The following is a 20540-nucleotide window of genomic DNA, read 5'->3' on the forward strand; positions in this document are numbered from 1 at the left end:
TGAGAAAAACAACTGTAGCAACAGTTGTTTGACGTTATTAATTAATTTGAGTTTTTAGGTAAATAACTTCATCATGAACTTCAATTAAGTTATTATTAACTAAATTATCTACAGCTCGTAAAATTAAATCTTTAGATACTGGGGTAACACTATTAAATCCACAATATTTGCTAAAAGTCATCATAATATCGTTTAAACTTAAAGTTTTAGTTGCGTTAATAAAGGTTGATAAAAAGTGTTCAACCTCACTAATGTGAATCCGTGCAAAATCACGTTTAGTTAAGTCTTTATTGTACTCTCTAAATTCAATAATTTGATCTTTTGCAACGATAAAATCGCCTTCAAAGTCAATTAAATCTTGTTGTGAAAGAACATTTAAAATTGCATCTAAATCTTCTTTTAAAGCATTAGTAAAGCTTTTTTTATTAAATATTCTTGGAACGAATTTTTTCAATTCATCATAATGCACTGGATTAAGTTCGCTAATTAAATTTCGAATAAATTCAATGTCACTTTCTGGATTTGATGCTTTAACTTTGGCAAATAAATCCTCATAATTAAGGTATGGATTAAAGTGAATTTTTTCAATTGCTTTTTGTTTAACTTCCACTGGAACATCAATTTTAAGGGCATCAGCACTTTGCATTGAGGATTTTGATAGCGATTTATTGCTAATTAAACGATCGATAAAGTTAGTGAGTTTTTCAATTTGCTTGGTTTTATTTTTATATCAATCAGCCGATCAAATCCGATACATGTTTCAGTTTCGACCTTCTAAAACTCTTTGACGCAAAATGTCCCGATCACGGCTTGAACGTGAAGTTTTATAAACAGAACCATCACATTCAATTCCTAAAATATAATGTCCACTTTTCTTTGGATCTAAAATAGCTAAATCAATTTTATATCCTGAAGAACCAATTCGTTTGACCACATTATATCCAAGTGCTTTTAATTCATTATAAATATCATCTTCAAATGGTGAATCAAATTCTGAAATATATTGAGGGGTTTCATCGATTTGTTTGTTTTTAGAAGCAGCATATCCAATGTAGTTTTTCAAAAACTTAGCTCCACGTGAATTAGTTCTTGATAAATCAATATCATTTTCTAAAAATGATGAAACAACAATAACAGCTGTTTTAGCACGAGTTACTGCAACATTAAGACGACGATATCCATTTTGTTGATTTAATGGCCCAAAGTTCATTGTCATAATTCCTTTAGCATTTGGTCCATATCCAACTGATAAAATAATAATATCTCTTTCATCTCCTTGAACTGTTTCGATATTTTTAACAAAGAATTTTTCGATTTCTCAAGCATTAAAAAAGTGTTCAAATTCGTTTGATTTACGTCTTAATAAGTTAATTTTACGTTCAATTAAATCTCTTTGCTGAGTGTTAAAGGTAACAACCCCAATAGTTCTTCGAGTTCCATATTTTCGAATAATATCAACAACAATTTCAACAACTTTATCAGCTTCAACTTGGTTAACCGAATCAATAAATTGTCCCCGAACATATTCATGTGAAACTCCTTCAAATTTAGAAGGAATTTTTGAAGCTGGGAAAGTAACTAATTCATTATAAATTTCTTTATTTGAAGGATGAATAAGTTCATCAAATTTGCTCCGGTAGTGTCATTTTAATTTAATTGTCGGAAGAACAATATTAGCAACTTCTAAAATCGAATCAAAAGCAGTGGTGTCTCAAACACTATCATCAATGGAATCATCTTCATCAAAGTGAGCAAAGAAATCTGTTGGTGGAAGTTGCTCTTTATCTCCGGCGATAATAAATTGACTTGCTCTTGATAAAGCTCCAATGGCATTTTCAGGTCTAACTTGCGATGCTTCATCAAAAATAACTACATCAAATTCTAAATTTGAATTTTTGAGTAATGATGATACCGAAAGCGGTGACATCATTAAACACGGTTTAAGTTTAGTTATTAAAGTTGGAATTTTATCAAAAAGCAATCTAAATGGCATAATTCGACGTGATTTATTTGCTTCAGTTCTTAAAATTGAAACTTCAGAGTTAAGTCCCTCGATACTATTGTAGTTAGGGATTTTTTCAATAATAGACATTTCAACTTTAGTTTTAGCCATTGATTGAATCACAGCATCTGATTGACCAAAAGTTTTTCGAATAGAGTCCATTACTTCCCCATTAAAATCAGGGAATAGTTGCCCTTGATATTTATCAATTAGTAGTAAATAAAATCTTCTAAGATAAATTCCAAAATAATCTTTGGTAATATTTCGCTTAATTAATGCATCTGCGTATTCTTGCAGGTGATTTTCTTTCATGAGTTTATAAACCCGATTAAACTCTAAAATTGTGGTTAAATGCTCATTATTATGAATTGCTTTATCTAATTTTTGATCTAGTTCATTAAAAGTATATGCATCAACGTCAAAAATTTGATTATCAAAATCATTTTTTAAAATATCAACATGATGTTGTAATTTATCAAAAATAGCTCCGTACTCATTGGCTAAATTAATTGCTTCATCTTTTTGAAGTAACGCAAATGCAAAAAGATGATAAATGTCTTTAGTATCTCATTTTAAAAAGTGAGCAAGCCTTTGAAAATCATTAAATCAATCAATGTGTTCATAAGTATTTTTTAAAAACGGAAACTCATTTAATGGTACCCGATAGCTAACAAGTTTGCTAATTTCATTAAATTCTTTTTCTTTGCTTTGAATTTCTTCAATAATGTTAAAAAGATACATTAAATCTGGATATTTAATTTTTTCTTCAGTTAGTTTATATGTATTGATTCTGTTTTTAATTTTTTTATATCCTGGATAAAAGACTCTTTTTGAAGTGGTGTTAAAAAATGCCAATTGATTTTTGTAATTAACTGCATCTAAATTGACTACTTCTAGACTGTATTTATGCTTAATTTTAGATTTAAGCTCTTCGATTTCTCCACGAATTTGAACTAACGATTTATAATGCGATGTGTCTATTTCGGTGTTAGGATTGGAAATAATTGTTGAATTAATTGAAGCAATTTTGGTTAAATGATTTAATGTTTCTTTGTAAATTAAAGCACTTTTAAGAAAAATTTCTTTTTTAATTTCTAAGAATGGATATTTTTTAGTAAAGGCAATTGCTTCATGAATGCTTTCACGAAGTTTAATTAAATTATCAACGGTTTTTTCTCGCTTTTTAAGCGACATTTCCTCGTAAATTAATCCATATCAATCATTTTTTGAAATGTCAAAATCATTAATGTTTAAAGCATTGTGAAACGAATCAATTAATTTACGACGTTTTAAAAGATCTTGTTCGGAAACTTTTTCGACATCTTGAATTTCAAAGACAATTTCTGGATGCTTAGCATATTTAAAATAAGCTCCATAAAGTTGATAAATTGATTTATTAATTGGTTGAAAAATATTCAACAGTCCTTGAGGATAATTTAATAATTCTTCATGTGAAACGGTGAATTTATTGACCGCATCTTTGTGAAAATTATCTTCAATTGAAATGTTATGTTGACCTTTTTCTAGTGTTGAGGCAAGTTCATGTAAAACAACTTTTTTATCTAACTTTGTATTATGAATTGGTAAAACAAAGTCATTTAATCCAATCCTTTTTAAGTTATTGTAAACAACATCTAGAGCCGCTTGCTTTTCAGCAACAAAAAGGACTTTTTTATCTCGAGCAATTAACTCAGTGATAATATTAGTAATTGTTTGAGATTTTCCGGTTCCTGGAGGTCCTTGAAGAACAAAACTTTTTCCGCTAATAGCGGCTTGAATTGCAATTTCTTGTGAAGAATCAGCATTATAAGTATGGAAATACTCTGAAGGATTGACTACATCATCAATGTCCGATTCAGTAAATTTAATATTTTCAACTGGATCTTGAATTCCTGAAATTAATTTAACAAATTGATTATTAATAACTTTATCTGTATTTTCTTCAAGATCTTTAACCATATTAATTCTTGAAAAAGAAAAAATTCCTAAGTCAATTTCATCAATAATTTTTCATCTTTTATCTTTAACTTTTTCAATTTGTTGATAAATAAAGTTTTTATAATCATTAAAAAGATCAAAATTAGATTTATCGGCTTCAAATTTATAAGTTAAATTAACATCATAATCATTAATTAGTTTTTGAATAAAAGATTCATTAAGTAAAAACTCATCATCTAAAAAGTTCACTTTATATGGTGAATTATAAGCATCTTTTGAAAGTTCCACTGGAATAAATAAAATAGGAGCTAAATGCTTATCTTCAGATTCTTTGTTTTCGTATCACTCTAAAAATCCAACAGCAAAATATAAAACGTTAATTCCGTTTTCTTCTTTAAAAAGGTTGGATTTTTTCATCAAATTTGACAAGTTTCGATTTTGAACAGTGTCATAAAGATTTGAGAACAAATAATTTCCCTTATATTTTTTTTGAAAGGCATTAATTAATGGAAAAATTTCACTTTTAAAATATTTGTCTTTTTGCTCAAGTTCGATTCCAAAAGAAATTCTTTTTCCCTTCACTCGAACAAGCTTAACTTGGTCTTCTTCATAATCATCCTCGGCCGCATTTCCAAATAAATTGGCAAATTGAAGATTTTTAAGTCCATAAAATCGATTTAAAAACACTTCAATATTAGGTGATAAAATTTCGACAGTTTGTGATTTTGTTTTTCGATAATTAATCGATTGATTTTTCATGCTCAAATCAAGCAATCTGTTTTTTCAAACTTCAATATTCTTTAAGATGCTCTTGCGTTCTTTTTGATTCATCTCAATCTCCTTGCTTGATAATTTATTGTATTATTTTAATTATAAATTAATAACTAAACACCGTGCTTTAAAAGTTGATTTTTTATTAAAAAAATCCTAATTTTCTAAGTAAAAGGTGATATTTGCTCTTAAAAAATTTTATTAGCAAATAAAGTAATATTTTGCTAAATTTAATTTTTTATTTTTTAAAATTAGTATAATTTAGATAACATGATAGCTCTCAAAGTACAATACAAAGAAAGAATTGATAAGTACATTAGTGATCATAGTGATATATCACGAAATGACATTAAAGCTTTAATTGAGCAAAGGGCCGTTTATGTTAATGGTAATAATGTAATTAAACCTAAATATATTGTTCGCGAAGGGCAAGATATTAAAATAGTAAAACTACTTGATAAAGAAATTCACTTAGAACCACAAAAAATGGATATAGATATTGTTTATGAAGATGAACATTTATTTGTTATTAATAAACCTTCAGGACTAATTGTTCATCCAGCACCAGGACATGTTAATCAAACTTTAGTTAATGGATTGCTTTATCATTTTAAGAACAATTTATCAAATGAAAATGGATTACTTCGTCCTGGAATTGTTCATCGAATTGATAAAGATACTAGTGGTTTGTTAATTATTGCAAAAAACAATCATATTCATAAACTCTTATCTGATCACTTTAAAAATCACGATATTAGTCGAGAATATGTGGCCATTGTTGATGGAATTTTAGAGGATAAAAGATTAAAATTAGATCTTCCAATTGGAAGAAATGTGAAAAATCGCCAAATAATGGCTGTAACTAATCAAAACTCTAAAAATGCAATTACCCATGTGGAAACATTAACTAGTTTTTACATTGATAACTTCCCAAAAACTTTGGTTAAATGCAAACTAGAAACAGGGAGAACTCATCAAATTCGAGTTCATTTAAGCTATATTAAAAATCCTGTTTATGGCGATCCGATTTATGGGAAGAAAGTTGATGATTTTAATCAGCGACTTCATGCATATAAATTATCATTTACTCACCCAATTACCAGTGAGCAAATTGTACTATATGCAAAACCACCAAAAGAATTTGACGTAGCTGATTTTGATTTTATGCAGCTATTTAGTTAGGGGAGAAATGTTTGGTATTTATGACAGAAGTTTTTTAAAACTCAATTCCGTTGGTGAATTGTGAAATCTTGAACATAAATTTCGCAAATTCATCATTGCAAATGGAATTGCAATTTTCATTTTATTTTTAACTAGTGTAATTGCGAGTATTTTAATGATAGTTTATAGACCTGATATTATTAGTTTTTATACTAATATTGCAGCAAAAATATACAAAGAACAGGAAAAAGTTACTGCATCCGCTAATTCAGGATGAAATTCATTATTTTGAAGTAATATTTGACCGACATTATTTTTATTTATTTTTGGTATTTTATTTGTTCGTTCAGCATATACAAGTTATATCGAAAAAAATTTTATGAAACTAACAACAAGTAATTTTGTAATTTTTATCTTGTTAATGGTATCATTCGGGTGAATTAGCAATCTTTCTTCATTAGGTAAAGATGTACTAAATTTACCATTTGTACCAATTTTCTCCTTACTTATTACAAATATTATATTAGGAATTATTTCGGTAATTTTTATAACCTGACATGTTTATCTTATTAAAATGTCTTTTGCTAGAGCAACACGCTTAGAGACTATTAGAGCAATGTCTCAAGAATTTTCAAAATTCTCACAACAAAACCCTTTTGGATTTAATTACCCTCCTTTTAATGGAGCTAATGCTGAGCAAGCTACAAGTGACGAAAACCAGAATCAAAATCCTAATTATGCTCAAGAAGAAATAAAAAAACCGCAAGACTTAGAAAAAGACAAACAAATTCAAAAATTGCTTGAACTTAAAACTGAACAATTATATAAAATGGCTGAAGTGTTAGGGATTTTCGGTTTTAAAGAACTTTCAAAAGAAGAACTAGCTGAAAAAATTTACATTTACACTCGAAAAAAGAGTTATAAAGCTTAATTAACAAATAAATTCACCTTTACTAAGGTGAATTTATTTTACTTATTTTTAATTTTATCTCTTCAATTTGTAACATATTCAATATTAAAAACTTGACATTGTTGTTGAATAATTTCATCTATTTTTTGAGGATCTTTTAAAGCATATAATACTCCGCCATGAATATCTCGAAAATTAGCTAAGACAATTAAATAATGTAAAAAGCAATGTTCTTCAAAAGAAACCTTTAAAGACAATCCATTATCATAAATTTTAAGTTTCTTTAAGTCACTTGATGTATAATAAATCTCATCAATGTGATGCATATTAAATTTTCACACAAATTTAATAGTATCGCTTTTTAATGGTCGATATTTCTTTAAAAAATAATTGCCAGGAATTTTGTTATCTTTTTCTTGTTCTTTATATGTTTTGTAAGGAATAAAATTTGTGTAGTTGTATTTGAGTAATAATTGCAATAAAACCTCATAGTAAATAGCAACTCATTTACGTTTTTGAGTTCAATCTTGGATACTTTGTTCCTTAAACTTATGCATTTGTTCTTCGAAGTTATCTTTTATTTGCAATGAAACTTCTTGATTTTTGATGCGTTTTTTTCTTCTAAATCAACCCATATTGCTATATATCATACCAAAAATTGTGAATAAAAACACAGTTAGTCCTGTGTTTTTATGTAAAAATTGAATTTTAAAAATTATAAATCAACTACTTCGCCACCAGCTTTAACAATTGCTTCTTGAGCTGATTTTGAAACACGATGTACTTTAACAACTAATTTTTTAGTTAAGGTTCCATTTCCTAAAACTTTAATAGGAAGAGTTCTTTTAATAAGGTTGTGTGCAAATAATGATTCAATGGTAACTTCTTGGCCATCTTGGTATTTGTTTTCTAAATCTTTCAGATTAACTACTTGGAATTCTAAATGATTTACATTAGTAAATCCACGTTTTCCAATTCTTCTAAATCAAGGAGTTTGTCCCCCTTCAAATCCTAATCTGTGTCCTTTACGTTTGTTTTGTCCTGATTGTCCTTTACCAGCTTGTTTCCCTTTTCCGGCTGCATGTCCACGTCCTTTACGGTGTTTTTCTTTACGTGAACCTTCGGTAGCTTTTAATGTGTGTAATTTAATTGCCATATTACATTAAATCCTTTACATCTTTGTTTCTAATTTCAGCAATTTGTTCAACTGTTCTTAGTTGTGAAAGAGCTTTAAGGGTTGCTTTAACGGTATTAGCTTTTGAACGTGAACCATAAGTTTTAGTTACAATATCAGTATATCCAGCTAGTTCAGTTACTGCCCGCACTGTTCCTGAAGCAATAAGTCCTTTTCCTTTTGGAGCCGGTTTAAGCATAACTCTTGAGGCAAGGAATTTAGCTTGGATTTCATGTGGAACTGTTCCATTAACAAGTGGAACATCAATGAGATTGTTTTGAGCGTCTTTAATAGCTTTTTTAATTGCATCTGGAACTTCATTTGCTTTACCGTGTCCAAGTCCAACACTTCCTTTTTTGTTTCCAACTACAACAAAGGCACTAAAACTAAATCTTCTTCCACCTTTAACAACTTTTGTAACTCTGGCAATATCAATAACTTTTTCTGAATATTCTGAAACTTGTGCATCAAAGTTTCGGTTTTTTCTTGGACGTTTATCACTTTTAGCTTTAGGATTTCTGAAGTTTCTTCTTTCTTCAACTGGAAGCGAAGGTTTAGCAGCTGGTTTTGGTTGATGAGGTGCTTTGACTTCTTTAGTTCCAGCTACTGGTTTATTTTGTTTTTGATTTTCCATTAGAATTTAACTCCTTTTTCTCTAACAGCTTCAGCAAATGCTTTAACTCTTCCATGGTAAAGATACCCTGAACGATCAAAGACTAACTCTTTAACCCCCAGTGAAACAATTAATTCACCCATTTTGCTTCCAAGCATTGCAGCTGCTTTAATATTTCCTGAATAAGAGCTATCTTTAAGAGTTGAAACGCTTGCAAGAGTGGTTCCTTTTGAATCATCAATAAGTTGTGCGTAAAAGTTTTGGTGTGATTTATAAACATTTAAACGAGGTTTATTTGCAGTTCCGCTAATACTTTGACGAATTCGAACGTGTTTAACTTTTCGAGCTTTATTACGAGATAATTTAGCCATTTTATTCACCTAAAACCTCTTTTATTTAGAAGAGGTTTTCCCTTCTTTACGTCTAAGTTTTTCACCTTTGTATGAAATTCCTTTACCTGAATACACACTTGGTTTTCTTACGCTTCTTACAATTGCTGCAAATGAACCTACACTTTGTTTATCAATTCCAAAAACAGTAATTTCTGTTGGTTTTGGCAAGGTAACTTTTACATCACTAGGAACTTCTAAGGTAACTTCATGGCTATATCCAGCAGAAATTACTAATTGAGTTCCTTTTAGAGTTGCTTTGTATCCAACCCCTTTAATTTCTAATTCTTTTGTAAATCCTTGTGAAACTCCGGTGATCATATTGGCAATATGAGCATTAGTAGTTCCGTGCAATTGTTTAGTTGTTTTTTCTTCGTTTGCTCTAAGTGTTGTTACTTTGTTTTGGTCAACTGATACGGCAATTTTTGAACTAAATTCTCTAGTTAAAGTTCCAAGTTTTCCTGAAACAGTAACTTTAGTTCCTTCAACAGTAACGCTTGTTCCTGCTGGGATTGTTAAAATACGATTACCAACACGTGACATAACATTCCCCTATCAAATGTAGGCAACAACTTCGCCACCAACATTTTCTTTCTTAGCTTCTTTTCCAGTCATTAGTCCTTTTGAAGTAGAAATAATCACTGTTCCGTACCCTGATAAAACAGTAGGAATTTCAGTTGATTTAACATAAACTTTAAGTCCAGGTTTTGAAACTCTTTTAATTCCAATAATTGCTGATTGTGAACCTTTATATTTTAAAGACACCACAAGTTTTTTAGCAATTCCTTGACCTTCAACAACATATGAAGCAACATAACCTTGTTCTTGAATTAATTTAACGATCGCTTCTTTTTTCTTTGAGAATGGGATTTCAACGGTTTTGTGTTTTCTTGCGTTTGCATTTTTAATGCGAACAATTAAATCTGAAATAGGATCTGTAATAAACATAAATTATCAGCTCGCTTTCTTCACACCTGGAATTTTACCTTCATGAGCAAGGTTTCTAAAACAGATACGACATACTTTGTATTTTCTTAAAACCGCATGTGGACGTCCACATAATTCGCAACGTGTGTATGCACGGCTTGAGAATTTTGGGTGGCGTTTTGCTTTTTCAATAAGTGCTTTTCTAGCCATTATTTATCTCCTTTTTTCTCAAATGGAACACCAATTAATTCAAGTAGAGCTTTTGCTTCTTTGTTGGTTTTAGCGGTAGTAACAACAATCACATCAAGTCCTTTAATGCGACGAATTTTATCAAATTCAATTTCTGGGAAGATGATTTCTTCTTTAATTCCTAAAGCAAAAGTTCCTCTTCCATCAAAAGCTTTGGGATTTGCACCACGAAAATCTCTAATCCGTGGCATTGCAACATTAATGAGTTTATCTAAAAACTCTCACATACGATCTCTACGAAGAGTAACTTTCCCCCCCATAGGCATTCCTTCACGAAGTTTTCATGAAGCATTTGATTTTTTAGCTTTGGTTTGAAATGGTTTTTGTCCAGCAATTAGAGTCAGTTCATTTAAAACCTCTTCAATTGCTTTTGAGTTTGAAACTTCTTTTCCGGCGGTCATATTAAGAACCACTTTTTCAATTCTTGGAACTTGCATTGGCGAAGAGTAGTTAAATTTTTGTTTAAGTGCAGGAACTGCTTTTTCTAAGTAAACTTTTTTGAGCATAATTAAATTTCCTTCTTAGTTTTTCTAGCTACTCGAACTTTTTTACCATCTTTATTAATTTTGTATCCAAGTTTTGAATATTGTGCTGGTTTGTCTTTGGTTTCTTTTTTAATAAGATATGCTACATTTGAAGCGTGAATTGGAGCTTCTTTAGTGGTAATGGTTCCATCTTGGTTTTGTTGAGATGGTTTATTGTGTTTGGTAACGATATTTAAATCTTTTACCACCACAGCGTTTTTATCGTGTAATACTTTTAAAATGGTTCCAACTTTCCCTTTTTCTTTTCCTGCAATTACAATAACTTCATCATTTTTTTTGAATTTTACTTTCATAAAAAATCCTTAATTATAAAACCTCAGGTGCTAGAGAAACAATTTTTGGATATTTTTCACGAATTTCACGAGCTACCGGTCCAAAAACACGAGTTCCTCTTGGGGTTCCATCTTCTTTTAAAAGTACTACTGCATTTTCATCAAAACGAATGTATGAACCATTTTCACGACTAATTCCATAACGTGAACGCACTACAACAGCTTTAACAACTTGTTTTTGTTTGACCCCACCATTTGGAATGGCTTTTTTAACTGAACACATTACTACATCCCCAATTTTAGCGACTTTTTTATTTGACCCTAAAATTCTGAAAATTCCTACTTCTTTTGCTCCTGAATTATCAGCAACATTTGCTTTAGATAGTTCTAATAACATTATTTGCTCCCTTCAGTGGCTGCTTGTTTTACTGAAACAAGTCTAAAGTGTTTGGTTTTTGAAAGTGGACGAGTTTCCATAATTACTACAACATCATTTAAGTTAGCAACTTGGTTTTCATCATGCACAGCAAAACGCTTGGTTGATTTAAAACGTTTTGAATAAAGTGGGTGTTTTTTGTATGTGTCAACAGCAACAATAATTGTTTTTGGGGTTTTATGAGCTGAAACAACTGTACCAACTAATGTTTTTCTTGTGTTTCTTTGAATCATTATTTAGCTCCTTTTTGATTTAATGCTGTTAGTGCTCTAGCAATATCTTTTTTAAGTAAATTGATTTTGTGAGTTTGATCAAGTGAACCGGTAGTATTTTGGAAACGTAATGTTCAAAGTTCAGCTTTTAAATCTTGAACTAGATTTTGTAATTCTTCAGCTGATTTATTTAGCAAATCTTTATATAGCATTAGTTACTTCCTTCTTGGTTTCTTGATACAATTTTTCATTTAACCGGCAATTTATGACCAGCAAGTCTTAAAGCTTCACGAGCAACTTCCTCTGAAACTCCAGCCACTTCAAACATTACAGTGTCAACTTTAACAGCTGTGTATCATTTTTCAGGAGCCCCTTTTCCTGAACCCATACGAACTCCGATAGGTTTAGAGGTTTTTGAAAAATGTGGGAAGATACGAATAATAACATCCCCTTCACGACCCATATGTCTAGTTGCTGCAATACGAGCTGATTCAATTTGACGAGCGTCAACTCACGCACTAGTTACAGCTTTAAGACCATATTCACCAAAAGCAACAGTGTTTCCTTTAGTTGCTTTACGTTTGTCGTGTTTTACTAAAAATGGTTTTCTATATTTGGTTCTTTTTGGTTGAAGCATTATTTATTTTCTCCTTCCAAAATTTCTCCAAGTGATACTCAAACTTTAACTCCAATAGCTCCATAAGTTGTACGAGCTGTTGCAGTTGCATAATCTACGTTTTGTCTAAGAGTATGTAGTTTCATTTCTCCTTCTGAATATCCTTCAGTACGAGCCATATCAACTCCATTTAAACGACCTGAAACGGCAGTTTTAATTCCTTTAGCTCCATTACGCATTGCACTACGAATAGCAATCTTTTGAGCGGTACGAAATCTCTCACGATTTTCAAGTTTTTGAGCAATCATTTCTGCAAGTAATCTTGCATTTAAATCAGGGTTTTTAAGTTCTAACACTTGCAAATTAACATCAAGGTTTTTATTTTTAAGTGCTTTTTTGAGTTTTAAAGTTAATTCTTGAATGTTTTTTCCTTCACTTCCAAGTACAACTGCAGGTTTAGCAGTGTGTAAAACTACGTTAACTTTATTTTTTTGGTTTCTTTGAACATTTACTTTACCAAGTTGGTATTCACGTACATATTTATCAAAAAACTTATAGATTTTAGCATCTTCAACTAATTGAGTTCCAAAGTTAGCTTTATCAGCATATCAAGTTGAATTGTGTGCTTTGGTAATTCCATAACGGAATCCATTTGGATTGACCTTTTGTCCCATAATTAGTTTTTCTCCTCTAAAACAATTGATAAATTTGATGTACGTTTAAAAATAGAATAAGCTCGACCTTGGCTTCTTGGTTGGAATCTTTTAAGAGTAGGGCCTTCATTAACATAAACTTCTTTTACGAATAATTTTGATGCGTCCATTCCATGGTTATTAGTAGCATTTGCAATGGCTGAATTAAGTAATTTCAAGAAGATTCGAGCAGATTTTTTACTGGTATTGTGTAATAATGACAATGCCATTTTGACATCTTTTCCACGGAAAAGATTAGCTACAAGTTTAGCTTTTGAAACGCTAACTCTTTGTAATTTAACGTGTGCTTTTGCTTGTTGCATTATTTTTTCTTACCTTTATCTGCACCATGACCTGAGAATGTTCTTGTTGGTGAAAATTCTCCAAGTTTGTGACCGACCATATCATCGGTTATATATACTTCATTAAATACTTTTCCATTGTGAACTGCAAATGTTAAACCAACAAAACTTGGGAAAATAGTTGAACGTCTTGATCAAGTTTTAATTGGTTTTTTGGGTGCTTTGCCTTCTAAAATGGCATCAACTTTTTTAAGTAAATGCTCATCAGCAAATGGACCTTTTTTGAGACTACGTGCCATTATTTAGCATCCTTTCTTCTTCTTAAAATCAGTTTATTTGAAGATTTTTTAGTTTTTCTAGTTTTCACACCAAGAGCTTTTTTCCCTCAAGGAGTAAGAGGAGCTTTACGACCAACTGGTTGTTTTCCTTCCCCTCCTCCATGTGGGTGATCTACAGGGTTCATAACTGATCCACGAACTGTAGGTCTAATTCCTTTGTGTCTGTTAATTCCAGCTTTTCCGACATTAACAAGTAAATGTTCTTCATTCCCAACAGTTCCAATAGTTGCACGACAACGAGCTAAAATACGACGTGTTTCACCTGATTTAAGTTTTAAAACAACGTATTTTCCATCATCATCTTTCCCAAGAATTTGGGCTGCTGTTCCTGCTGAACGAGCAATAATAGCTCCACCACCAGGTTGCATTTCAACGTTATGAACAAATGTTCCATCAGGAATATTTGCTAGTGGTAATGCATTACCAACAACAATATCAACGTTTTCTCCTGAAATAACTTTTTGCCCAACTTTAATTCCTTTAGGGGCAATAATGTATCTTTTTTCTCCATCTGCATAAGCAAGTAAGCTAATGTTTGCTGACCGGTTTGGGTCATATTCAATTGTTTTAACTACAGCTGGAATATTGTCTTTATTACGTTTAAAGTCTACTAATCTATAGAATCTTTTAACACGTCCTCCGTGATGTCTAACAGTAATTTTACCTTGGTTATTTCTTCCTGCATTATTTTTTAAAATCACCATAAGTGATTTTTCAGGTGCATGACCAGATAAATTTTGTTTAAAATCAAGAGAAGACATGTTTCTTCTACCGTTAGTAGTTGGCTTATGATATTTAATAGCCATAATGTCTTTTCTCCTTTGCTTAAAAATAGTTGCGGATCTGTCTTTTAAGCAAGCTTCTTTCCGCTTTATTTAATAAATATAATCATTAATAGTTGATTAAAAGAGAATTATTCTCCACCACCAACTTTACGATGCATTGTAGTTTTTGAAGTGTTTGCATTGGTTTTGGTAGCAGTTTTTTTAGAAGCAAGTTTTGCTGCCACACGTTTTTCCACATCAGAAGCAAGGTTTTTTCTCTCTTCTTTAGCAACTTGTTCTTTAACTGGTTTAACTTCTTCGTTGGGGAAGAAGTTAATTTCTTGACCAGCTACAAGAGTTACCATTGCTTTTTTGTATCTATTGGTAAATCCGTGAAAACGTCCTACATTTTTAGGTTTTTTATCAACTTTAATAGTATTAACTTTTTCAACTTTAACTTTAAAAATTTGTTCAACTGCATTTGCAATTTGAAATTTGTTAGCGTGATAATCAACTTTAAAAGTGTAAACTCCATTTGACATTTGTTGATAGGTTTTTTCTGTTAACACAGGAGCTGTAATAACTTTAGTTAATTCCATTATTTAGCTCTCCCTTCTAAAATCGATAAACTTTCGTGAGAAATAATCATCACATCTGCACCAACAAGTGCTTCAACACTAAGTGAATTAGCTTTTGAAGTTGCTACATTTGGTAAGTTGTTTGCTGATTTAAAAACTTCATAATTTTCAGTTACAACAAGTACATGTTTTAAATGATTTACACTTAACTCTTTAAGTTTTAAGTTTAATGCTTTAGTTGAAATTACTTCTAATTTTAAATCATCAACAAGAACTGCTTTATCTTGTGCAAGTAATGTAAGTGCTGAAACAAATGCATTGTGTCTAACTTTTTTGTTAACTTTAAGTGAGTAGTTTTTCTCAGCTTGAGGCCCAAAAGCTCTTCCTCCACCAACTCAAATTGGTGAACGCATTGAGCTATGACGAGCACGACCTGTTCCTTTTTGTCTTCAAGGTTTTTTGCCTGAACCAGCTACTTCAGCACGGTTTTTAACTTGGTGAGTTCCTTGTCTACGTGAAGCTCTTTCTGATAAAATGGTGTCAAAAATTGCTTGTTCATAAATTTTTTCACTAGCAAATAAATTTGCTGGCAAATTTGCTTCAAATTGCACTTTCTCTAATTTTGAGTCTTTAGCTACTGTAACATTTGAAGAAACTTTATTAGCTTTAGTAGTTGTTTTAGCCATAATTATTTTTCTCCTTCTTCTTTAGCTTCAGCCTCAGCAATTAATTGCGCAAGTTCGCTTGAATGCATACCAACAGTAACTTCAATGTGGTATTTTTTAGCTTTTTCAACAAGTTCATTCATAAGTAGAACTTCTTTAATATCAACAAGTTTAGTAGCTTCTTTGCTTGGAAGACCTTTGATTGCTTCTTTAACTACAACAAGTGATTTTTTAGGCCCTGGAATTGAACCTTTAATTAAAAGTAATCCGTTTTCCACGTCCACTTTAATAACTTCTAGGTTTTGAACGGTGGTTTTAACATGCCCAAGGTGACCTGGCATTGTCATTCCTTTGTAAACACGGTTCCCTGAGATATCTCCAAGAGACCCAGTTTGTCTTACAGGTTGGCTTCCACCACCACCCCCGTGTGATTTAGGACCAATGTGTTGGTTGTGTCTTTTAATAGTTCCAGCAAATCCTTTTCCTTTTGAAGTTCCGGTAACATCTACAAGTTCTCCAGCTTTAAAAAGATCTGCTGTAACTGTTTGTCCAAGTTCATAACCTGACATATTACGAACTTCTTTTACGTAGCGCTTAGGTGTTGTATTTGCTTTTGAAAATTGACCAGCATCAGGTTTATTAACACGTGAAGCTTTTTTTTCAACAGTTGCAAGTTGAGTTGCTACATAACCGTCTTTTTCTAAGGTCAATACTTTTGATACAACATTTGGTTGAACTTCAATTACAGTAACTGGGATTGATTTTCCTAAGTCAGTGTAAATTTGAGTCATTCCAACTTTACGGCCTAAGATTCCTTTCATAATTTCTCCTTAAAAATAAGTTTATTTTGAAACTTTTACTTGAACTGCAACACCATATGGAAGTTCAAGTCTGTTTAATTTATCAGTGAATTCTTCAGTAGCACCACTAACAACAACTAGTCTTTGATGGGTTCTACTTTCAAATTGTTCACGTGATTTTTTATTAACGTGAACTGATCTAAGAATTGTGATTTCATCTCTTTTGGTAGGAAGAGGAATTGGACCACTTACTTTGACATTAACTGCTTTAGCAGTGTGATACACTTTTTTTGCGGCATCATCAACAAGTGCGTGATCAAATCCTTTTACCTTGATGTTTAATTTGCTCATGTTGTCTCCTTTGTTCTTTTTTGAACCTAACTCCCTATAAAAACTTAATGAGTCCTTGACAACAAACTGGCCCATTAACAACCTTATAGTTCATCGTTATAGTTGCTTTTTAATTATAAAGTAAAAGTTAAAAAACAGAAATAAAAAATCGGGGTTTTTTAAATTTACCCCGTGTTTTGGTATATCGTATTATTTTTTATGCTTTCAGAAGAGTGAAAATACTAAGAAATTGCTGATAAACGCTTTTCAATTCAGTCAATTAAAATTTCTTCAGGAATGTATTCATATCCTTTTTCAACGATGTTTTGACCTTGTAGCAAAATAAAAGTTGGGACTTTTAAAACTTCTCAATTAGTGTTTGGATCTCTGAGCAAATTAGCTTCTTCAGCATCAACTTCAATAAAACTAATTTTCTTTAAGTTTTTATATTTTAATGCTATTTTATTAATAATTGGACTCATCATTTTACAATCACCACATCATTGTACTGTAAAAGCTAAGAAAATAAGTTGATTGTTTTTATTATCTTCAAGAAGCTTTTGGGCTTGTTTTCATAATAGTTTTTTCATTTTTGACTCCTTAGTTAAATTGTTTAATTATTTTTTTGAAGAATTATCATCAAATTCAAATTCTTCGGTATTAAATAATAGTTGTGATTTTGGATTGATTTGATTGTTTATATTAGTATTTATTTGCTCCACATTTGTGGATATAAGGTTATTTTTGATTGAATTATTTTGACTAATGTCGTTATGATTTGGATTAATAATTAAATTAATATCCTTTTTAGTTTTTAATCTTTTTTTAACTAGTTTTTCAATTTTAAAAAGCGACAATTCTTGATAATTAATTTTTAAATACCTACAAGCATTAAATAAAAAATCTATGTAAGTATTAAAATCATTTGTAGCAGGAATAATTTCAGTATCATTTTGAATTTTTTGCACATATTCTGGGAGTGTAAGTTTTTGAAGTTTTAAAAACGGTTTTTTTCTTAAAGATAAATAATAAATATCTAAAACAAAAAATATTGTAAGTAAAAATTCCATTCCTAAAGCGCCAAATCAAGTAAATCCAAATAAATAAAATAAATTAAAAACTGGTTCGAACAAAAATCCAATATGCTTAAAGTTAAAAGTTGCAAGTTCACTTAAAGCTAAATTATTTCAAAATCCGCTCTGATATAATTTTAAAACGCTTTCGGGGCTAAATTTAAACTCAAATAAATTATTGGTTTGATTATAAAAGTAAAAAATAATATGATCAGCTAAAGCAACAATAACAAATAAGTAAAAAAAGGCTTTTAAAATAACTTTTTAAGATTTTCATATGAAATTTTTTTGGTTTTGTTAAATCACGAATAAGCATTTTGGCTTAATCTTTTTTGCAATAAAAGTATTATTCATCACACCATTAACAATAGCGAAACTAAAAAAACCAAGTTCCCTAAAGGCAAATTAATTGCATATTTATAAAAAATATTAAAAATTCTAATATTGGCAAATATTGCAACAAATGTGGACGTAAGCAAAAAAATACTAATTAGCGGAAGTATTATTAGTAAGATTTTTCTTTTAGTGGTGCTAACAAAAACTTGATTAATAACTTTTCTTTCAACAACAGATAAATTTAAAAATTTATTAAGATGCTTTGCTTTCATATATTAAATATTATTAATTCCTAACACAACCATTGGATCTTTTTCAGTTAGTTTATAAATTCTTTTACGAACTGCTTTACGAATTTTTTCGTTTAAATCTTTCATTGAACTAAAATCTTTAGTTTCAATAACATTTATTAATACATTTTTGATTAATTCACTAATTTCAACTTTATCTTTATCATCAATAACTCCAATATAATCAATAAATAAATCGCTTGTGATACGTTTTTGTTTTGATGAATAAAGTAAATTAATAATAATTACCCCCTCACGTCCAAGCGATTCTCTTTCAGCAATTACTTCTGAAGAAATATCACCAATTCCAAATCCATCAATAATTGTGTCTCCAATTTCTTGGATTTTTCCATTTTGACTAAAAAGTTTTTCGTTAGTAAAATGTGCAATTTTACCATTTAGAAGAATTAAAGTTTTAGTCTGTTTTGATAACACCGGATCGTTGTTGATGTAATTTGCTGCATCAACTAAATAACGATAAAGTCCTTGAGCAGGGATAAAATATTTTGGTTTAATAGCCGCTACTAAATTCGCAATATCTTCTCTGGTTGGATGATGCTTATAAAACTGACTTTCATTAATATCATAAAGTTTTGAAGTAATTTTTGCTATTTCATCAAGAGTAGCAGCTGCAAAAGACTCAAGTCCATTAACTGGATGAGCCATCATAATAACATTATCAGTATTTTTAAGTTTTAAATAAACATCACGTTTAGCAGTAATTCGAACAAATCTTAAAAATAATCGCTCAATTGAACCAGTAACTAAAATAATGGCATTTTTATGTTTGTTAATTTGGCGATAATCAAACATCTGTGGAAGCGGAAAATCTTTGGAAATTTTGCTAATTAAATAAATAAATTGTCCATAAGTTTTTCCGTATGCACACACAGGGCGATTAGTTGCAATGGCCATATTTAATACTTGTTGAAGCTGAACCATATCTTCATCATAAGCTCCAACAATAATTCTTTCTTGCTGACCAGCTTTTAAAAAGACATCTTTAATAAAATCCGGAAGCTCGAGTTTATCAATTGCTCGTCCTTTTCCGCTACTTTTTCCTGCATCACAAACAAGAACATTAACTCGAGTATCTCAAAGTGATTTTTGTAAATTATTAAAATTTAAATTTCCGTATAATCCCAAATTTCCTTCAACAAAGTTAAACATAAACAAATATGAACCATTTTGAGTTTTAAAATTAAATCCTAGTGATTCAGGAATACTTCCAGCTAGTTTAATTGGACTAACAGTTAAATTATCAAAGCGAACTTCATTGTTAATAACTTGAATTTTGTAATCTTTTTCACTAATTTTATACTTTTGTAAACGATCGATAATGATAATTTTATTAAAAGCACTAGTATAAATTTTAATTCCAGGAATTTTCATTACAAGTCACGGTAAAGCACTAAAGCTTTCGTTTTTAATATCGGTAATAAAAACTCCTTTAATTCTTTTTTTATGTTTTACTAAGTATGAAAAATCCGGAATTAATGCATCAACTCCATTGCTTGAATTAATTGGAATTTTTACTCCACTATTTATTATGTAAATACTACTATTGTATTCAAAAACATAGCAGTTTTTGCCATTTTCATCTTGGCCACCAAGAGCAAAAATATTTATTTGTTCCATTGTTCTCCTTGAAAAAATTATTAAAAGTGAAAGTTAAGTTCATTGTATATTAATATTTTTAATTATAACAAAAAGGAACTAATCGCTGTTGATTTGTGGATAAAAAATACACTTTTTTGTTCGTTTCTAAGGGTCAAAGCAATTTGTTTGATTTTTTGCTTTTTTTAGTATAATAATCATACTTATTTTAAAAAAATAATTAGCTAAATAGAAAGGAAAATATTATGGCCAGAAGAGACGTCTTAACCGGTAAAGGTCCTATGAGCGGAAACACTCGTTCACACGCAATGAATGCTTCAAAACGTAAATTTAATGTTAATTTGCAAAAAATTAAAGTTGTCATTGGTGGACGTAAACAAACACTTAGAGTTTCAGCTAAAACTATTAAAACACTTAAAACTAAAGGTTTAGCTTAAAGTAATAATTTTAAAGTCAGTCTGATCAGCTGATTTTTTACTGTAATTTTTTCCTAATAAATACAAAAAAGCAGTAAAACTGCTTTTTTGATTTGAAATTATG

The 20540-nt window shown here is 30.2% G+C and carries 28 protein-coding genes and 1 pseudogene; 3 read left to right on the forward strand and 26 right to left on the reverse strand.

Annotated elements, in window-relative coordinates:
- Window positions 1–37: 37 nt before the first annotated feature.
- Entirely contained in the window at window positions 38–4771 is a 4734-nt protein-coding gene (locus tag EXC58_RS01780; RefSeq protein ID WP_129725340.1) for a DUF4011 domain-containing protein, read from the reverse strand.
- A gap of 210 nt (window positions 4772–4981) precedes the next feature.
- Between EXC58_RS01780 and EXC58_RS01785 the strand changes: the two genes are divergently transcribed.
- On the forward strand, window positions 4982–5893 hold the full coding sequence (locus tag EXC58_RS01785; RefSeq protein WP_129725341.1) for an RluA family pseudouridine synthase: 912 nt from the start codon (window positions 4982–4984) through the stop codon (window positions 5891–5893).
- Between the two features lie 7 nt (window positions 5894–5900).
- On the forward strand, window positions 5901–6803 hold the full coding sequence (locus EXC58_RS01790; RefSeq protein ID WP_129725342.1) for a hypothetical protein: 903 nt from the start codon (window positions 5901–5903) through the stop codon (window positions 6801–6803).
- A 38-nt stretch (window positions 6804–6841) separates the two neighbouring features.
- On the opposite strand, the gene EXC58_RS01795 is transcribed toward EXC58_RS01790, so the two are convergent.
- The 25 genes and pseudogenes from EXC58_RS01795 to EXC58_RS01915 form a co-directional block, all read right to left on the reverse strand.
- Window positions 6842–7432, reverse strand: a complete 591-nt coding sequence (locus EXC58_RS01795; RefSeq protein ID WP_129725343.1) for a hypothetical protein — start codon at window positions 7430–7432, stop codon at window positions 6842–6844.
- 65 nt (window positions 7433–7497) lie between these two features.
- The gene (gene rplO / locus EXC58_RS01800) at window positions 7498–7938 is read right to left on the reverse strand and encodes a 50S ribosomal protein L15 (protein WP_220096556.1); all 441 of its coding nucleotides are present in this window, start codon (window positions 7936–7938) and stop codon (window positions 7498–7500) included.
- A gap of 1 nt (window position 7939) precedes the next feature.
- A complete protein-coding gene (gene rpsE / locus EXC58_RS01805; protein ID WP_129725344.1) occupies window positions 7940–8590 on the reverse strand; it encodes a 30S ribosomal protein S5 in 651 nt (216 codons plus the stop codon).
- Complete coding sequence (gene rplR / locus EXC58_RS01810) at window positions 8590–8940, reverse strand: 50S ribosomal protein L18 (RefSeq protein WP_129725345.1); 351 nt, start codon at window positions 8938–8940, stop codon at window positions 8590–8592. The genes rpsE and rplR overlap by 1 nt, the downstream gene beginning before the upstream one ends.
- 21 nt (window positions 8941–8961) lie before the next feature.
- On the reverse strand, window positions 8962–9501 hold the full coding sequence (rplF, locus tag EXC58_RS01815) for a 50S ribosomal protein L6 (protein WP_129725346.1): 540 nt from the start codon (window positions 9499–9501) through the stop codon (window positions 8962–8964).
- Between the two features lie 9 nt (window positions 9502–9510).
- On the reverse strand, window positions 9511–9906 hold the full coding sequence (gene rpsH, locus EXC58_RS01820; protein WP_129725347.1) for a 30S ribosomal protein S8: 396 nt from the start codon (window positions 9904–9906) through the stop codon (window positions 9511–9513).
- Window positions 9907–9909: 3 nt separating this feature from the next.
- Window positions 9910–10095, reverse strand: coding sequence for a type Z 30S ribosomal protein S14 (locus EXC58_RS01825; RefSeq protein WP_129725348.1), 186 nt, complete (start codon window positions 10093–10095; stop codon window positions 9910–9912).
- A complete protein-coding gene (rplE, locus tag EXC58_RS01830) occupies window positions 10095–10640 on the reverse strand; it encodes a 50S ribosomal protein L5 (RefSeq protein ID WP_129725349.1) in 546 nt (181 codons plus the stop codon). The genes EXC58_RS01825 and rplE overlap by 1 nt, the downstream gene beginning before the upstream one ends.
- Window positions 10641–10642: 2 nt before the next feature.
- Window positions 10643–10972 (reverse strand): 50S ribosomal protein L24, encoded by a 330-nt coding sequence (rplX, locus tag EXC58_RS01835; protein ID WP_129725350.1) that lies wholly within the window; start codon window positions 10970–10972, stop codon window positions 10643–10645.
- A gap of 13 nt (window positions 10973–10985) precedes the next feature.
- On the reverse strand, window positions 10986–11348 hold the full coding sequence (rplN, locus tag EXC58_RS01840) for a 50S ribosomal protein L14 (RefSeq protein WP_129725351.1): 363 nt from the start codon (window positions 11346–11348) through the stop codon (window positions 10986–10988).
- Window positions 11348–11617, reverse strand: coding sequence for a 30S ribosomal protein S17 (gene rpsQ / locus EXC58_RS01845; RefSeq protein WP_129725950.1), 270 nt, complete (start codon window positions 11615–11617; stop codon window positions 11348–11350). Before rpsQ ends, rplN begins: the two co-directional genes overlap by 1 nt.
- A gap of 2 nt (window positions 11618–11619) precedes the next feature.
- Window positions 11620–11811, reverse strand: coding sequence for a 50S ribosomal protein L29 (rpmC, locus tag EXC58_RS01850; protein WP_129725352.1), 192 nt, complete (start codon window positions 11809–11811; stop codon window positions 11620–11622).
- A complete protein-coding gene (gene rplP / locus EXC58_RS01855; RefSeq protein ID WP_129725353.1) occupies window positions 11811–12236 on the reverse strand; it encodes a 50S ribosomal protein L16 in 426 nt (141 codons plus the stop codon). The genes rpmC and rplP overlap by 1 nt, the downstream gene beginning before the upstream one ends.
- Window positions 12208–12889, reverse strand: a pseudogene (rpsC, locus tag EXC58_RS01860) (30S ribosomal protein S3). Before rpsC ends, rplP begins: the two are co-directional and overlap by 29 nt.
- 2 nt (window positions 12890–12891) lie before the next feature.
- Complete coding sequence (rplV, locus tag EXC58_RS01865) at window positions 12892–13230, reverse strand: 50S ribosomal protein L22 (protein WP_129725355.1); 339 nt, start codon at window positions 13228–13230, stop codon at window positions 12892–12894.
- Entirely contained in the window at window positions 13230–13508 is a 279-nt protein-coding gene (gene rpsS / locus EXC58_RS01870) for a 30S ribosomal protein S19 (protein ID WP_129725356.1), read from the reverse strand. Before rpsS ends, rplV begins: the two co-directional genes overlap by 1 nt.
- The gene (gene rplB / locus EXC58_RS01875; protein ID WP_129725357.1) at window positions 13508–14353 is read right to left on the reverse strand and encodes a 50S ribosomal protein L2; all 846 of its coding nucleotides are present in this window, start codon (window positions 14351–14353) and stop codon (window positions 13508–13510) included. Before rplB ends, rpsS begins: the two co-directional genes overlap by 1 nt.
- 107 nt (window positions 14354–14460) lie before the next feature.
- A complete protein-coding gene (gene rplW, locus EXC58_RS01880) occupies window positions 14461–14910 on the reverse strand; it encodes a 50S ribosomal protein L23 (RefSeq protein ID WP_129725358.1) in 450 nt (149 codons plus the stop codon).
- Complete coding sequence (rplD, locus tag EXC58_RS01885; protein WP_129725359.1) at window positions 14910–15575, reverse strand: 50S ribosomal protein L4; 666 nt, start codon at window positions 15573–15575, stop codon at window positions 14910–14912. Before rplD ends, rplW begins: the two co-directional genes overlap by 1 nt.
- 2 nt (window positions 15576–15577) lie before the next feature.
- The gene (rplC, locus tag EXC58_RS01890; protein WP_129725360.1) at window positions 15578–16375 is read right to left on the reverse strand and encodes a 50S ribosomal protein L3; all 798 of its coding nucleotides are present in this window, start codon (window positions 16373–16375) and stop codon (window positions 15578–15580) included.
- 21 nt (window positions 16376–16396) lie between these two features.
- Window positions 16397–16705: a 30S ribosomal protein S10 gene (gene rpsJ, locus EXC58_RS01895; protein WP_129725361.1), complete on the reverse strand. Its 309-nt coding sequence runs from the start codon at window positions 16703–16705 to the stop codon at window positions 16397–16399.
- A gap of 221 nt (window positions 16706–16926) precedes the next feature.
- On the reverse strand, window positions 16927–17274 hold the full coding sequence (locus EXC58_RS01900; protein ID WP_129725362.1) for a thioredoxin family protein: 348 nt from the start codon (window positions 17272–17274) through the stop codon (window positions 16927–16929).
- A gap of 27 nt (window positions 17275–17301) precedes the next feature.
- Entirely contained in the window at window positions 17302–17817 is a 516-nt protein-coding gene (locus tag EXC58_RS01905) for a hypothetical protein (protein ID WP_129725363.1), read from the reverse strand.
- 191 nt (window positions 17818–18008) lie between these two features.
- On the reverse strand, window positions 18009–18365 hold the full coding sequence (locus tag EXC58_RS01910; RefSeq protein WP_129725364.1) for a hypothetical protein: 357 nt from the start codon (window positions 18363–18365) through the stop codon (window positions 18009–18011).
- A 3-nt stretch (window positions 18366–18368) separates the two neighbouring features.
- Complete coding sequence (locus EXC58_RS01915; RefSeq protein WP_129725365.1) at window positions 18369–20021, reverse strand: ribonuclease J; 1653 nt, start codon at window positions 20019–20021, stop codon at window positions 18369–18371.
- 224 nt (window positions 20022–20245) lie between these two features.
- Between EXC58_RS01915 and rpmB the strand changes: the two genes are divergently transcribed.
- Window positions 20246–20437, forward strand: a complete 192-nt coding sequence (gene rpmB, locus EXC58_RS01920; RefSeq protein ID WP_129725366.1) for a 50S ribosomal protein L28 — start codon at window positions 20246–20248, stop codon at window positions 20435–20437.
- The last annotated feature ends 103 nt before the right edge of the window (window positions 20438–20540 follow it).

The organism is Mycoplasmopsis citelli (assembly GCF_900660645.1).
In the GTDB taxonomy this organism is placed as follows: Bacteria; Bacillota_I; Bacilli_A; order Mycoplasmatales; family Metamycoplasmataceae; genus Mycoplasmopsis; species Mycoplasmopsis citelli.